At 50.4% G+C, this 14,156-nt stretch carries 12 protein-coding genes and 4 tRNA genes; 11 read left to right on the forward strand and 5 right to left on the reverse strand.

Annotated elements, in window-relative coordinates; genetic code table 11:
• The first annotated feature begins 170 nt into the window (after positions 1-170).
• Together DW757_RS02055 and DW757_RS02060 are read left to right on the forward strand one after the other, a co-directional pair.
• Entirely contained in the window at positions 171-755 is a 585-nt protein-coding gene (locus DW757_RS02055) for a domain HDIG (RefSeq protein ID WP_015573677.1), read from the forward strand.
• Positions 756-772: 17 nt separating this feature from the next.
• The gene (locus DW757_RS02060; protein WP_044930314.1) at positions 773-1,792 is read left to right on the forward strand and encodes a glycosyltransferase family A protein; all 1,020 of its coding nucleotides are present in this window, start codon (positions 773-775) and stop codon (positions 1,790-1,792) included.
• Positions 1,793-1,913: 121 nt separating this feature from the next.
• On the opposite strand, the gene DW757_RS02065 is transcribed toward DW757_RS02060, so the two are convergent.
• The 4 genes from DW757_RS02065 to DW757_RS02080 form a co-directional block, all read right to left on the reverse strand.
• The gene (locus DW757_RS02065; RefSeq protein ID WP_008394912.1) at positions 1,914-2,582 is read right to left on the reverse strand and encodes a phosphatase PAP2 family protein; all 669 of its coding nucleotides are present in this window, start codon (positions 2,580-2,582) and stop codon (positions 1,914-1,916) included.
• A 349-nt stretch (positions 2,583-2,931) separates the two neighbouring features.
• A tRNA-Met gene (locus DW757_RS02070) sits at positions 2,932-3,005 on the reverse strand.
• A gap of 365 nt (positions 3,006-3,370) precedes the next feature.
• Positions 3,371-3,444 (reverse strand) — tRNA-Met (locus DW757_RS02075).
• A gap of 18 nt (positions 3,445-3,462) precedes the next feature.
• Positions 3,463-3,535: transfer RNA gene (locus DW757_RS02080), tRNA-Val, on the reverse strand.
• 177 nt (positions 3,536-3,712) lie between these two features.
• On the opposite strand from DW757_RS02080, the gene DW757_RS02085 reads away from it, so the two are divergent.
• From DW757_RS02085 to rlmB, 5 genes are all read left to right on the forward strand, one after another.
• Complete coding sequence (locus tag DW757_RS02085; protein ID WP_118750844.1) at positions 3,713-4,639, forward strand: diacylglycerol kinase family protein; 927 nt, start codon at positions 3,713-3,715, stop codon at positions 4,637-4,639.
• Positions 4,640-4,705: 66 nt separating this feature from the next.
• Positions 4,706-5,257, forward strand: coding sequence for a 2-C-methyl-D-erythritol 2,4-cyclodiphosphate synthase (gene ispF / locus DW757_RS02090; protein ID WP_015573678.1), 552 nt, complete (start codon positions 4,706-4,708; stop codon positions 5,255-5,257).
• Between the two features lie 109 nt (positions 5,258-5,366).
• The gene (cysS, locus tag DW757_RS02095) at positions 5,367-6,776 is read left to right on the forward strand and encodes a cysteine--tRNA ligase (RefSeq protein WP_118750845.1); all 1,410 of its coding nucleotides are present in this window, start codon (positions 5,367-5,369) and stop codon (positions 6,774-6,776) included.
• Positions 6,761-7,204: a ribonuclease III domain-containing protein gene (locus DW757_RS02100; protein ID WP_008394917.1), complete on the forward strand. Its 444-nt coding sequence runs from the start codon at positions 6,761-6,763 to the stop codon at positions 7,202-7,204. The genes cysS and DW757_RS02100 overlap by 16 nt, the downstream gene beginning before the upstream one ends.
• A gap of 78 nt (positions 7,205-7,282) precedes the next feature.
• A complete protein-coding gene (gene rlmB / locus DW757_RS02105) occupies positions 7,283-8,026 on the forward strand; it encodes a 23S rRNA (guanosine(2251)-2'-O)-methyltransferase RlmB (protein ID WP_118750846.1) in 744 nt (247 codons plus the stop codon).
• 263 nt (positions 8,027-8,289) lie between these two features.
• Here rlmB and DW757_RS02110 read toward each other — a convergent pair.
• A tRNA-Leu gene (locus DW757_RS02110) sits at positions 8,290-8,369 on the reverse strand.
• Positions 8,370-8,678: 309 nt separating this feature from the next.
• Between DW757_RS02110 and pcp the strand changes: the two genes are divergently transcribed.
• The 4 genes from pcp to tyrS all read left to right on the forward strand — a co-directional run bounded on the left by pcp (position 8,679) and on the right by tyrS (position 13,978).
• Complete coding sequence (gene pcp / locus DW757_RS02115; protein ID WP_118750847.1) at positions 8,679-9,332, forward strand: pyroglutamyl-peptidase I; 654 nt, start codon at positions 8,679-8,681, stop codon at positions 9,330-9,332.
• A gap of 55 nt (positions 9,333-9,387) precedes the next feature.
• A complete protein-coding gene (iadA, locus tag DW757_RS02120; protein WP_118750848.1) occupies positions 9,388-10,560 on the forward strand; it encodes a beta-aspartyl-peptidase in 1,173 nt (390 codons plus the stop codon).
• Positions 10,561-10,575: 15 nt separating this feature from the next.
• On the forward strand, positions 10,576-12,090 hold the full coding sequence (gene yfcC / locus DW757_RS02125; RefSeq protein ID WP_015573682.1) for a putative basic amino acid antiporter YfcC: 1,515 nt from the start codon (positions 10,576-10,578) through the stop codon (positions 12,088-12,090).
• A gap of 664 nt (positions 12,091-12,754) precedes the next feature.
• Positions 12,755-13,978 carry a tyrosine--tRNA ligase gene (tyrS, locus tag DW757_RS02130; RefSeq protein ID WP_008394923.1) on the forward strand — a complete coding sequence of 408 codons (1,224 nt, stop codon included), beginning with the start codon at positions 12,755-12,757 and terminating at the stop codon, positions 13,976-13,978.
• Positions 13,979-14,156: the final 178 nt, after the last annotated feature.

The raw sequence follows: 14,156 nt of genomic DNA on the forward strand, positions 1-14,156 counted from the left end.
CAAACTGTTACGAATTTCTTTCTTTTGATTTAAAATATGCAAAACAGCTTTATTTTAAGGGAATATTTTGATATAACTAAAGATAGCTGTATGCAGGGCGGCCGCATACGGAAAAACCGGCCGCCGAATGAAGGCCGGAAAACGGGCGAAGGACAGGGAGGAAGATGAAAATGGACGCAGGATTAAGCAGGGAGCAGGCGCTGGAATTTTTGAAAAAACATAACAAAGAGCCGTTTCATGTTCTGCACGGACTGACAGTTGAGGGAGTGATGCGCTGGTACGCCAGAGAGCTTGGCTACGGTGCAGACGAGGAATTCTGGGGGCTTGTGGGCCTTCTCCATGATATTGACTTTGAGGAGTATCCAGAGGAGCACTGCATCAAGGCGCCGGAGCTTTTGAGGGAGGCCGGAGCATCAGAGGAGCTGATCCACGGGGTAGTCTCCCACGGATATGGGCACCGGGTGGATACTAAGCCGGAGCATGAGATGGAGAAAGTGCTCTTTGCTGCTGATGAGCTGACAGGCCTTATCTGGGCGGCGGCAAAGATGAGACCTTCCAAAAGTGCCAAGGACATGGAAACTTCCAGCCTGAAGAAGAAATTTAAGGATAAACGATTTGCCGCAGGCTGTTCCAGGGATATTATACGGGAGGGAGCGGAACAGCTTGGCTGGGATTTGGATATACTGTTTGAGCGCACGATTCTGGCTATGCGGGACTGCGAGGATTCAGTAGCCCGTGAAATGGAGAATGCATAAAAAAGGAGGATAAACCTTTGAAACTTCTGACGATTGCGATACCGTGCTATAATTCTGCCGCCTATATGGACAGATGCATCAGGTCCCTGCTTCCCGGCGGGGACGAAGTGGAGATTCTCATAGTAGATGACGGCTCTGAGAAGGACAACACGGCGGAGATTGCCGACCGGTATGAGCGGGAGTATCCAGGCATCTGCCGGGCCATCCATCAGGAAAATGGCGGCCATGGAGAGGCGGTAAATGCCGGGCTTCGCAATGCTGCAGGCATTTTTTTCAAGGTGGTGGACAGCGATGACTGGGTGAACGGGGAGGCCTACAGAGAAGTGCTGGATACTCTTCGCCGCTTTGCTCACGAAAACCAGAGGCTGGATATGCTCCTCACCAACTTTGTCTATGAAAAGCAGGGAGCAAAGCGCAAAAAGGTCATGAATTACAGGACGGCCATCCCAAAAGGCGAGCTGATCGACTGGAGAGGAGTGCGCATGTTTATGCTGGGACAGTATATTCTGATGCACTCTGTAGTATACAGGACAGAGCTCCTTCGGGAATGCGGCCTGGAGCTGCCAAAGCATACCTTCTATGTGGACAACATCTTTGTGTATCAGCCGCTGCCGCATGTGAAGTCCATGTATTACCTGGATGTGAACTTTTACCGCTACTATATAGGGAGAGAGGATCAGTCGGTCAATGAAGCGGTGATGATCGGGCGCATTGACCAGCAGATCCGAGTCACAAAGCTGATGCTGGGCTACTACGATGTGATGAAAATTTCCAATAAAAAGCTGCGCCGATATATGATCCGCTATCTGGAAATTATGATGACCGTGTCATCCATTCTGGCTATCCGCTCGGAAACAGAAGAAAATCTGGCGAAGAAAAAGGAGCTGTGGCAGTATCTGAAAAAACAGAATTTCGCTCTTTTCCTTCGGCTGAGATGGGGATTTTTGGGCCAGGGCGTCAACCTTCCGGGAAAGGGCGGCAGAAAAGTTTCCATCGCCTGCTATAAGATCAGCCAGAAATTTTATGGATTTAATTAGCCTGTGCTGCATATGGGAATAGGACAGATGTGAGAGAAAGTCAGAAAGCCGCCGCTTCCGGCAGGGAAGCGGCGGCTTTCTGCATAAAAGATTAAGATGTTCTTTCGGAACGTCTATCCGGCTACCGGATCAGTACGCTCTCCTGATCCTTTTCGCCGGCCCGTGAAGCCCCCGGTGCATAGACAAGAGGATACACGGCAGCACACAGCAGCATGGCTCCCGCCACATCGATGACGGAATGCTGTTTTAAGAATACTGTGGACATACAGATGGAAACCATAATAATTCCCGATATCCAGTGCATAAGGCGGCAGTTTTTAAACTGTTCGCTTCTGACAATGCCGATATGTACGGCCAGGGAATTGTAAACGTGGATGCTGGGAAACACGTTGGTGCAGGTGTCCGCCGCATATAAATAGGAAACAAGCCTTGTAAAAATATTTTTGTCGGGATCAACAGCCGGCCTGAAATCGGTTCCGTTGGGAAACAGAGTACAGACCAGAAGGCTTAAAGTCATTCCGGTAAAGAGGAAGATGCAGAGTCTGTAATAGTCCTCCCGGTTAGTAAAGAAAAACCACACCACTGCCAGGGCAATGTAGGCGAACCAGAAGAAGTAGGGGATGACAAAATATTCATTGAAGGGTATCAGGTCATCCAGTGAGCTGTGCATCACGTGATATCGGGTCGTCACATGCTTTTCCAGATAGATAAACCATGGAAGATAAATGGCGAAATAAAGCAGTATCCATGCGTGACCATACTTTTTGATCAAATTTTTTAATGTATTCATTTTATACGCTCCATCTACGCAGAAAATGAGAAATAAAGCGGAAGCTGCCAGATATCTCTTTGCAGGCTTCCAGCCGTATTAACAATTTTGTAACAACTTTTGGAGATTATAGCACATTCCGCCAGGGGCTTCAAGGGGATTTTGAAAAGGTTAATAAAAACGTAAGTTGGGCTTTGGAATTCCTGAAGATTCTTTAGAAGTTATTCGAAATTGAGAAAATAAATACCAGAATACGTTCCGGAATTTCGGCTGAAAGTCATTCGTGGGAGGAGATCCTGCCCCGGCAGCAGGAGAAAATCGGAGCAGAAAAAGTAAAAGGCTTCTGAAAACCAGAAGCCTCAAATAGAAGTAGCGGAAGGGAGATTCGAACTCTCGACACTACGGGTATGAACCGTATGCTCTAGCCAACTGAGCTATTCCGCCGTGTTTGCCTAATGCTCTAATAAGATACCACGTTTTTTGGCGTCTGTCAACAGAAAATTGCATATTTTGGCAATAAAATTTTTATATTCAGGAAAATCATGACGATTCAGGGAGAAACATCCAGTTTGCCAGATGCGGAGAGGAGCATATACGGCGATTATCATATGCGGCAGGTATCCTATGCGGAGAGTATGAAAATCGGTTCAGAGACAGAGAAAGGCCGGAACCGGGCATAGGAGAGCAGGAGCAGAGGGACAGGAAAAGGGAAGGCAGAAGGAAAGGAAAAGACAGAAGAAAAAGGGAATGAAAAAAGATATTGAAAAATGAAAAAGACTTCTGAGTAACCAGAAGTCTTAAATACAGAGTAGCGGAAGGGAGATTCGAACTCTCGACACTACGGGTATGAACCGTATGCTCTAGCCAACTGAGCTATTCCGCCATATTTATAGAATTTCAATGGGGCCTATAGGGCTCGAACCTATGACCCTCTGCTTGTAAGGCAGATGCTCTCCCAGCTGAGCTAAGACCCCATCGCTTTGCCGCTCACTCGCGACTGCTTAGACAGTATAATATACTTTCCAGGGATTGTCAATACTTTATTTTAGATTTTTTAATAGAAATTTTCTTAGTATTTTCCGGGAAGTATGCTATAATAATCAGAAAGAGCTTTACGGGCCTTTCTACCAAGGAGATAAACGGAGGCTGTCATGTATTATTTTATCGTAAATCCCCAATCCAGGCATGGGTATGGTTTGAAGATATGGAAAAAAATAGAACAGCAGCTAAAGCGTGAAGGGACTGAGTACAGAGCGTTTCTGACAGAGCGTCCCGGTCAGGCGTCGGAAATCGCTGACGACCTGACGAGAGGCAGGAAGGAAGAGCTGACGATCGTGGTTGTCGGAGGCGACGGGACGTTTGGAGAGGTACTGGACGGGATTAATTTCGCAGGCGCGCTGACCTTTGGCTATATTCCGGCGGGGCGGGGCAATGACCTGGCCAGAAGCCTGAGGCTTCCGAAAAGCCCTGCGAGAAGCCTCAGGAGGATTCTGCATCCGAGAAATTACAGATATCTGGATTATGGGCTTGTGACTTACGGAGAGGAGACGCTTCGGCACAGACGCTTCATGGTGAGCGCGGGAATTGGCCTGGATGCGGCTATATGCCACAGCCTTTTATATGAAAAATCAGGTTTTTTGAGAAGGCATTTTCCCTTACCCCACAGAGGTTATCTGACAGCTGGGCTGTGGCAGTTATTAAAGGCAAGGCCGTCAAAGGGCTACCTGCTTCTCGATGGGACGAGAAAAGTGGAATTTAACCATATCTATTTTATCTCTGCTCAAATTCATCCATCGGAGGGCGGCGGCTTTTATTTTGCGCCCAGGACAGAGCCGGGGGACGGAAAGCTGACGCTGTGTGCAGTCAGCCAGGCGGGTAAGTTCAGCCTGCTTTTGCTGTTTCTGAGGACCCGCCTGCCCATTTTTCGGAAGAAAAAGGGCGTGCGCACCTACGAGTGCAGGGAAGCGCTGATTCACACAGAGCAGCCCATGGCAGTTCACACCGACGGAGAAAGCTGTCAGTATCAGAATGATCTGGAAATCCGGTGCATCGAGAGAAAAATCAGGATGATCGTGTAAGCTGTACAGAGATTTAAAATAAACGAAAAGACGGACACAGACAGATAGAGCTTGGAGGAAATGAATATGAGGATCGGACAGGGCTATGATGTCCACAGATTAGTGGAGGGCAGAGACTTGATTCTGGGAGGAGTGAAGATTCCTTATGAGAAAGGCCTTTTGGGCCATTCAGACGCAGATGTGCTGGTTCATGCGGTGATGGACGCGCTTTTAGGAGCTGCGGCTCTCGGAGATATCGGCCAGCATTTTCCGGATACGGATCCGGCTTATGCAGGTATATCCAGTATAGAGCTTCTGAGGCATGTGGGCAGGCTGCTGTCAGAGCACAGCTATATTATAGAAAACATTGACGCCACTGTGATTGCCCAGAGGCCTAAGCTGCTCTCATACAGGCCGAAGATGGCCGAGAATATAGCAGAGGCCCTGGGAATCAGCCCTGGGCAGGTGAGTGTGAAGGCTACCACGGAGGAGGGCCTGGGATTTACAGGAACCGGAGAGGGGATCTCGGCTCAGGCCATTACCCTGTTGACGGAAGTGGAAAATTACTGCTATGATAAAGAAATGATGGCGTCGCCCGGGTGCGGCGGCTGCTGCCCCGGCAGGGGCTGCGTTCAGTAAAAGAGGGCTGCGGGAAAAGGGGCGGGAGTCCAGGAAAAGTACAGGGAAGGCAGAAGCCCCTGACCTGCAGACATTGGCACGTCATGATTAAATAGTAAGGAGAAAAGCCATGAAAATTTTTAATACTCTGTCCAGACAGAAGGAGGAGTTTGTCCCGTTAGAGGAAGGAAAGGTAAAGATGTATGTGTGCGGTCCCACCGTATACAACTTTATCCACATTGGAAATGCAAGGCCGATGATTGTATTTGACACAGTCAGGCGCTATTTTGAATACAAGGGCTACGATGTAAATTATGTATCCAACTTTACCGACGTGGATGACAAGATCATCAGGAAAGCCATCGAGGAGGGCGTGGACGCCCGGACCATTTCCGAGCGCTACATTGCCGAGTGCAAAAAGGATATGGAGATGATGAATGTCAAGCCGGCTACGGTTCACCCGAAGGCCACCGAGGAGATCTGCGGCATGGAGGAGATGATACAGGAGCTGATCGACAAGGGCCATGCCTATGTGGCAAAGGACGGAACCGTTTATTTCCGCACGAAGTCCTTCAAGGAGTACGGAAAGCTGTCACACAAGAATCTGGAGGATCTCCAGTCTGGTTTCAGAGAGCTTAAGGTAACCGGCGAGGAGGATAAGGAGGATCCCACTGATTTCGTTCTCTGGAAGCCGAAAAAGGACGGAGAGCCGTTCTGGGAGTCTCCCTGGTGCGAGGGACGTCCCGGCTGGCATATTGAGTGCTCTGTGATGTCGAAAAAATATCTGGGGGATTCCATCGATATCCATGCCGGCGGTGAGGATCTGGTATTCCCACACCACGAGAATGAGATTGCCCAGAGCGAGGCGGCCAATGGAAAACCTTTCGCAAAATACTGGATGCACAATGCATTCCTGAACATTGATAATAAGAAGATGTCAAAGTCCCTGGGAAATTTCCGCACGGTGCGAGAGATTTCCGAGCAGTACGACTTACAGGTTCTGCGCTTCTTCATGCTGAGCGCCCACTACAGAAGCCCGCTGAATTTCAGCGCCGAGCTGATGGAGGCGTCCAGAAACGGCCTGGAGAGAATCCTGACCGGTGTTGAGAGGCTGAGAGATCTGCTGGCGAAAGCGGCGGAAAAGGAGATGAGCGGGGAGGAGAGAAGAAATCTGGAGACTGCAGCGGAGCTTGTGAAGAAGTTCGAGGCAGCCATGGACGACGATTTCAACACAGCCGACGCTATCTCAGCTATTTTCGAGATGGTTAAGCTGAGCAACTCCACAATCTCTGAGGAGAGCAGCAGGGCATACCTTGAGGAGTTAAAGGGAAGCATTGAGAGGCTCTGCGAGGTGCTGGGAATTATCACAGAGAAGAAGGCCGAGGTACTGGATGACGAGATCGAGGCGATGATTGAGGAGCGCCAGCAGGCCAGAAAGGCAAAGAATTTCGCTCTGGCTGACGAGATTCGCGGAAAGCTGCTTGACATGGGAATTGTGCTGGAGGATACCAGAGAGGGCGTTAAATGGAAACGGGTTTAGACTGTTTAAAGGAGGCGCTGAGGCTTAAGGAGGCGGATGCCGCCTCCTATTCTCCCCTTGTGCTGGCCTACCTGGGCGATGCAGTCTATGAGCTTGCGATCCGGACACTTGTGGTAAACGAGGGAAACAGGCAGGTAAACAAGATGCACAGGGAGACGGCTTCCCTGGTCAAGGCAGGCGCTCAGGCAGAGTTTCTCAAGCTCATCGAGGAGGCGCTGACGCCGGAGGAGCTGTCTGTCTACCGCAGGGGAAGAAATGCCAAGTCTGTAACCATGGCAAAACATGCCACCATGAAGGATTACCGGATGGCCACAGGCTTTGAGGCCCTGATGGGTTACCTCTATCTGACCGGACGCCTCGGGCGGATGGCAGAGCTCTTAGGCATGGGTCTTGAGAAGCTGGGAAAGCTCCGGGATGAGGAAGAATAAGATGACAGGCACAGGCAGCAGGGGCAGACTGCTGCAGGCAAAAAGGGAAGGATTAAAAACAGGAGTGCGTTTTAGAGAATGAGATACGAGGAACTTACCATTGAAGGGCGCAATGCCGTGCTTGAGGCATTCCGCTCTGGAAAAACCATTGACAGACTCTTTGTCCTGGACGGATGTCAGGACGGGCCGGTGAAGAGTATCACCAGAGAGGCCAGAAAGCAGGACACGATTATCAATTATGTGTCAAAAGAGAGGCTTGACCAGCTCTCAGAGACCGGAAAGCACCAGGGCGTGCTCGCCTACGCAGCCGCGTACAAATATGCCCAGGTGGAGGATATGCTGCGGGCCGCCGAGGAAAAGGGCGAGCCCCCGTTTCTGTTCCTGTTAGACGGGATTGAAGATCCACATAATCTGGGAGCGATCATCAGGACGGCAAACCTGGCCGGCGCTCACGGCGTGATTATTCCAAAAAGAAGAGCTGCAGGGCTTACTGCCACAGTGGCCAAAACCTCCGCAGGGGCGCTCAATTATACTCCGGTGGCCAAGGTGACGAATTTATCTGCCACCATCGAGGAGCTTAAAGAACGGGGACTCTGGTTTGTCTGCGCCGACATGGGAGGCGAGAGCATGTACCGCCTGAACCTGAAAGGGCCCATCGGCCTGGTGATTGGAAATGAGGGAGAGGGCGTGAGCAGGCTCGTGAAGGAAAAATGCGATATGGTGGCGTCCATTCCCATGAAGGGGGATATCGATTCTCTGAATGCCTCCGTGGCGGCCGGTGTGCTGGCGTATGAGATTGTAAGACAGAGAGAGGTTGGATAGCGTCAGGCACAGGAAAGCCGAAAGGAATGCCGATGTCTGGGCGGAAGCCTGATAACTGATAAGAGATAGGGAAAAATAAGAAACTCCTGAAAGCTGACAGAATAGCTGCCGGCTTTCAGGAGTTTTTTATATAACAGGAAACTTCGTCCCCTGTTATATGAAAACGCTTCGCGGGGATCGCACTGCGGCGGAAAGGAAAATGCCGCTTTTGCGGCCCGCCGCAGGCGGAGAATCCTGCGAGGCAGGATTCTTACTTATGATAATGCGGGTGACAGGACTTGAACCTGCACACTCTCGTACCAGAACCTAAATCTGGCGCGTCTGCCAATTCCGCCACACCCGCAAAGACTTATATCATTATAAGAGAGAACAGGGAAATTGTCAAATAGTTTATCGTCTGAAGCAGTGGGGGAAGCGGCAAGGCAGAATAAAAATCGAGAAGACGCAGCTATCGCAGAAAGCCGTAAAACAGGCAGATCCGGGGACTTTGTTCCGGTTTCTTGCAGTCTTTCGGAAGATTGTCCCCACTTCAGGAATATTTATTAAACAGATATGCATAAACTCGCAAAAAGGGAATGACTTTTCAACTGTTCTGTGCTAGAATACACAGGAATCTATATGTTTGTATATATTTGGGAAAGGAAGTGAAGCCATGAAGATTCTGATGACAGGTTTTGAACCCTTTGGCCTTCACAAATTAAATCCATCCTGGGAGGCGGTGAATGCTCTGCCGGACAGGATAGAGGGGGCAGAGATTATTAAGCTGCGCCTTCCGGTTTCCTTTGGAAGATTTACGTCTCCTCTCGAGGAGGCAGTGCGCAGAGAATGTCCTGACTGCCTGATTTCTGTGGGTTTAGCCGGAGGAGAAAGACAGATAAGCATAGAGCGCGTAGGTATCAATCTGGAGGAGGCCAGGATTCCGGACAATGACGGAGAGCAGCCATTTGACACTCCTGTGAGGAGGGACGGACAGAATGCCTATTTTTCCACCCTTCCTGTAAAGCGGATCGCAAAGGAGATCGAGAAGGAGGGAATCCCTGTCTGCGTGTCCTACTCTGCAGGCACATTTGTGTGCAATGCAGTGATGTATACAGGGCTTTATCTGGCAGAGCAGGAGAACCGGAATATGAGGTGCTGCTTTATCCATGTGCCCTACGACGAGACCATGGCGGAGGCCGGGAAGGGAGAGCCGTTTCTTCCAAGAGCAGAGATGGTGAAAGCGCTGAAAGCGGCTGTGCGTGTTGCTGTAAAGGCAGCCGGGGAGGGAGCCGGGGACCTGCGGGAAGCAGCCGGAACCATTTTTTAGGGGGAAAACAGGAAATAAGAAAATAAAAACAGATACAGGGGAAAGGAACTCCAATATGATTTTGATAAAGAATGCCCATCTGTACGGCCCTGAAGACATGGGAATCAGGGACGTTCTGATTGGAGGCGGAAAAATTTTAAGGATTGCGGAAAACCTTCCGGAAGAGGAGGCCTATGGGCTCACAGTGATCGACGGCACGGGGAAAGTTCTGATGCCCGGGCTGATTGACGCCCATGTGCATATCCTGGGGGGCGGCGGAGAGGGCGGTTACCATACAAGAACGCCGGAGCTGATGCTCACAGATGCCCTGGAGGGGGGAGTGACCACTATTGTGGGATGCCTCGGAACAGACGGGACCACGAGAACCATGACAAACCTGATTGCCAAGGCCAGAGGTCTTGAGGAGGAGGGAATTACCACGTATATTTATACAGGCTCCTACCAGGTTCCTGTCCGTACCCTCATGGGAAGCGTGATGGATGACCTGATTCTGATTGACAAGGTTGTGGGAACAGGGGAGATTGCCGTCTCCGATCACCGTTCCTCCCAGCCGACAAAAGAAGAATTTGCCAAAATCGTGGCTGATACCAGAGTGGGGGGAATCCTGTCCGGCAAGGCCGGAATTGTCAACATTCATCTGGGCGACGGCAAGGAGCAGCTCTCCTTTCTGCGCTATGTGCTGGAGGAAACACAGATTCCGCCGTCCAACATGCTTCCGACGCATATCAACAGAAGCCGTTCTCTGATGGAGGATGGCATCGACTATGCGAAACATATGGGAGGATACATTGACCTGACCACCAGCTCGGATCCCGATTTCCTGGATCCCGAGGAGGTAAAGGCCAGCACAGGGCTTAAAATGGCGCTGGATGCGGGAGTTCCCGCGGAGCATGTGACATTCTCCTCCGATGGCCAGGGAAGCCTGCCTGTGTTTGACAGCCAGGGAAAATTCCTGCATCTGGGGGTGGGAAAGGTTTCGTCAATCTACAGAGAGATGCGTGACGCAGTGCTGACGGACGGCGTTTCTCTTACGGATGCCCTGAGGACAGTGACTTCAAATCCTGCCTCCCTTCTGAAATTTTCCCACAAGGGCAGAATTGCCGAAAATGCAGACGCCGATCTGGTGCTGTCTGATTCGGATACATTGGAAATCCACACAGTTCTCGCCAAAGGCGAGCTGATGGTTTCCGAAAAAAGGGTTCTGAAAAGGGGGACCTTTGAATACTAAAAGGAGAGTATGATTATGGAGAAACAGAAGAAAACATTCCAGATGCCTCACACGTATATAATCATTTTCCTGGTTATCTGTGTGGCGGCTATTATGACACTGTTCATCCCGCTGGGGACGTATCAGCAGAAAGAGATTACGTACATCCAGAATGGGGAGGAAGTGACGAAGACAGTTCTCGATCCTGACAGCTTTGAGTATGTGCTGGATGAAAACGGAAATAAGGTAACTAAGGCAGCTCCGCTCTGGGGAACCGAGGATTTCGGCGGCCAGGGAATTCTGAACTTTGTGTTTGAGGGAATGACGGTAGGAGACAAAAACGGGACTGCTGTAGGAATTATCGCCTTTATTCTGGTGGTGGGCGGCGCATTCGGAATTGTGCTGAGGACCGGAGCAGTGGATGCAGGAATTATGAGGGTTATTGCCATCACCAAGGGGCGGGAGATTCTCCTGATACCGATTCTGATTACGCTGTTTTCCCTGGGAGGCGCAGTCTTTGGAATGGGAGAGGAGGCGATTCCCTTTGTCATGATCCTGGCGCCTATGTTTGTGGCCATGGGATATGACGGAATTGTGGGCATTCTCTGTTCCTATGTAGCAACCCAGATCGGCTTTGGCTCATCCTGGATGAATCCCTTCAGCCTTGCGGTTGCCCAGGGAATCGCGGGAATACCGGTTATGTCCGGCGCGCCGCTCCGTATTGTCCTGTGGATTCTGTTTACAGGACTTACCATCGTGTTTACCATGCGCTATGCGGCTAAAATCAAGAAAAATCCGAAGCTTTCTGTGGCATATGAATCAGACGCTTACTACAGAAATGAATTCAGGATGGACAGCAAGCAGGAGCTTCCCTTTACGCTGGGACACAAGCTGGTTCTGTTATCCATTCTGGCCACGATAATCTGGACAATCTGGGGCGTTATAACCCAGGGATATTATATTCCGGAGATTGCATCCCAGTTCTTCGTGATGGGATTTGTTTCCGGTATTATCGGCGTTGTGTTCAAATTAAATGACATGAGGCTCAACGATATTGCAAAAGCATTTGACAAGGGAGCAGCTGATCTTCTGGGAGCGGCTCTCTGCGTAGGTATGGCTCAGGGAATTATTATCGTCCTGGGAGGAACAAGCCCCACAGACGGAACGGTTCTGAATACGATTCTTCACACGATTGGCGAGGGAATGAAGAATTTCCCGCCGGTTATCTCCGCATGGCTGATGTACGTGTTCCAGTCTGTGTTCAACTTCTTCGTTGTATCTGGTTCAGGACAGGCTGCTCTGACTATGCCGATCATGGCGCCGCTGGCAGATATCGTGGGCGTTTCCAGACAGGTTGCTGTCCTTGCCTTCCAGCTGGGAGACGCATTTACGAATTTCATTGTTCCGACCTCAGGCTGTCTTCTCGGCGCTCTTGCCGCTGCGAAGCTTGATTGGGGAAAATGGGCAAAGTTCCAGATTAAATTCCAGGCTATCCTGTTTGTATGCTCATCCCTTGCTGTAATTATTGCAGTGATGATTGGATTCTCATAAAGGGGGATGCACAGGGGAAGTTCTTTTTAGTCCGCTCTTGACTTTCCCGAAAAAAGCCCTTATAATAGCACATAACCTGCAGGGGGCAGATTCAGCTGACAGGAGCTGAAGGCAAGGTTTGAACCGGCAGGAATGACAAACAGATACCAGGCGTTGACGGGAAAAAGTAGCCGCCCCGCACCCCATACAGAGAGCCGCCGGATGGTGAGAGGCGCATGGAGGAGAGGCAGACGAATACATCCCAGAGCCCTGCACCGAAGGGAAGAGAGCGGGAGAGCTTTTGATTTCAGCTTTACGATGTCAGCGGACCGGAAGGCTTCCTGTGTAGGCTGCAGCGGGGTCGCCGCACGTTACAGCGGCGGGAGTATAGCGGCAGGCTGAAAGCAGGTTTGATAATATGCCGATTGTACTCGGTGAGGCGGGACATGCGAGTGTTTCCGCGAAATAAGGTGGTACCACGGAAGTTTAAGGCTCCGTCCTTTTGAAGAAGTTCAGAGGGATGGAGCTTTTTGTAGTTTGAGCTTTTAAAGCGGTAAAAATTTCAGGCCAACGGTTCTGTCCCGGAACAGAAAATGCCTTAAATGCAGTCTGGGTTCATCCTGAAGCGGCATGAGACCGGAGGGGCGAAGCCAGACGATATGAAAAATGAAAAAGGAGAATCAGTATGAAAATCTACGAAGAGCTGGTTGCCCGCGGGCTGATTGCCCAGGTGACCAATGAGGAAGAAATCAAAAACATGGTGAACGAGGGAAAGGCCACCTTCTATATCGGCTTTGATCCCACTGCCGACAGCCTTCACGTAGGGCATTTCATGGCTCTCTGCCTGATGAAGCGTCTGCAGATGGCCGGCAACAAGCCGATTGCCCTGATTGGAGGGGGAACCGGATATATCGGCGATCCGTCCGGAAGAACAGACATGAGATCCATGATGACCCCGGAGATCATCCAGCACAACTGCGACTGCTTCAAAAAGCAGATGAGCCGTTTTATCGACTTCTCTGACGGAAAGGCCCTGATGGTAAACAATGCGGACTGGCTTTTAGGGCTCAATTATGTGGAGCTTCTCCGTGAGGTGGGCCCCCACTTCTCTGTAAACCGTATGCTGACAGCTGAGTGCTACAAGCAGAGGATGGAGAGAGGACTGAGCTTCCTGGAGTTTAACTACATGATCATGCAGAGCTACGACTTCTACATGCTGTTCCAGAAATACGGCTGCAATATGCAGTTTGGCGGCGATGATCAGTGGAGCAATATGTTAGGCGGAACTGAGCTTATCAGAAGGAAGCTTGGAAAGGATGCCCACGCCATGACCATCACCCTGCTTTTGAACTCTGAGGGAAAGAAGATGGGCAAGACACAGTCAGGCGCTGTGTGGCTGGATCCAAACAAGACATCTCCGTTCGAATTCTACCAGTACTGGAGAAATGTGGCGGATGCAGATGTCTTAAAATGCCTGCGCATGCTGACCTTCCTGCCTCTTGAGCAGATTGACGAGATGGATCAGTGGGAGGGAAGCCAGTTAAACAAGGCAAAGGAGATTCTGGCCTATGAGCTGACTGCCCTGGTTCACGGGGAAGAGGAGGCAGTTAAGGCGCAGGAAGCTTCCAGAGCCTTATTTACAAGCGGAAATGCTGCCAATATGCCTACGGCGAAGCTCAAAGAGGAGGATTTTGCGGACGGCTCGATTGACATCCTCTCCATCCTTCAGAAGTCGGGTCTGGCACCGTCCCGCTCTGAGGCGAGAAGAAATGTGGAGCAGGGAGGCGTCTCCGTGGACGGAGTTCAGGTGAAAGATATTAAGGCTGCATTCACGAAGGATCAGCTCTCCGGCGAGGGAGTCGTGGTAAAACGCGGAAAGAAGAATTTTAAGAGAGTTGTGCTGGAATAACGAGGGTGAACAGCAAAAAAAGACAGATTCTGAAAAAACGAAATATTCATACCAGTTCCGGTATGAGATAAACAGATCCAAAAACTGCGGCTCTGCTGAAGCGGGAAATATCCCGGTCCGGTAAAGCCGCAGTTTTTCGGCTTTTTCGCGCAAAATGTTAAACTTTACATGGTTGCCG

The organism is Clostridium sp. AM29-11AC (genome assembly GCF_003480545.1).
Lineage (GTDB): Bacteria > Bacillota > Clostridia > Lachnospirales > Lachnospiraceae > Otoolea > Otoolea saccharolyticum_A.

Coding starts and splice junctions, on each gene's coding strand:
- DW757_RS02055 (WP_015573677.1), top strand. CDS start 171: ATGGACGCAGGATTAAGCAGGGAGCAGGCGCTGGAATTTTTGAAAAAA.
- DW757_RS02065 (WP_008394912.1), bottom strand. CDS start 2,582: ATGAATACATTAAAAAATTTGATCAAAAAGTATGGTCACGCATGGATA.
- DW757_RS02085 (WP_118750844.1), top strand. CDS start 3,713: ATGTATTATTTTATCGTAAATCCCCAATCCAGGCATGGGTATGGTTTG.
- ispF (WP_015573678.1), top strand. CDS start 4,706: ATGAGGATCGGACAGGGCTATGATGTCCACAGATTAGTGGAGGGCAGA.
- cysS (WP_118750845.1), top strand. CDS start 5,367: ATGAAAATTTTTAATACTCTGTCCAGACAGAAGGAGGAGTTTGTCCCG.
- DW757_RS02100 (WP_008394917.1), top strand. CDS start 6,761: ATGGAAACGGGTTTAGACTGTTTAAAGGAGGCGCTGAGGCTTAAGGAG.
- rlmB (WP_118750846.1), top strand. CDS start 7,283: ATGAGATACGAGGAACTTACCATTGAAGGGCGCAATGCCGTGCTTGAG.
- pcp (WP_118750847.1), top strand. CDS start 8,679: ATGAAGATTCTGATGACAGGTTTTGAACCCTTTGGCCTTCACAAATTA.
- iadA (WP_118750848.1), top strand. CDS start 9,388: ATGATTTTGATAAAGAATGCCCATCTGTACGGCCCTGAAGACATGGGA.
- yfcC (WP_015573682.1), top strand. CDS start 10,576: ATGGAGAAACAGAAGAAAACATTCCAGATGCCTCACACGTATATAATC.
- tyrS (WP_008394923.1), top strand. CDS start 12,755: ATGAAAATCTACGAAGAGCTGGTTGCCCGCGGGCTGATTGCCCAGGTG.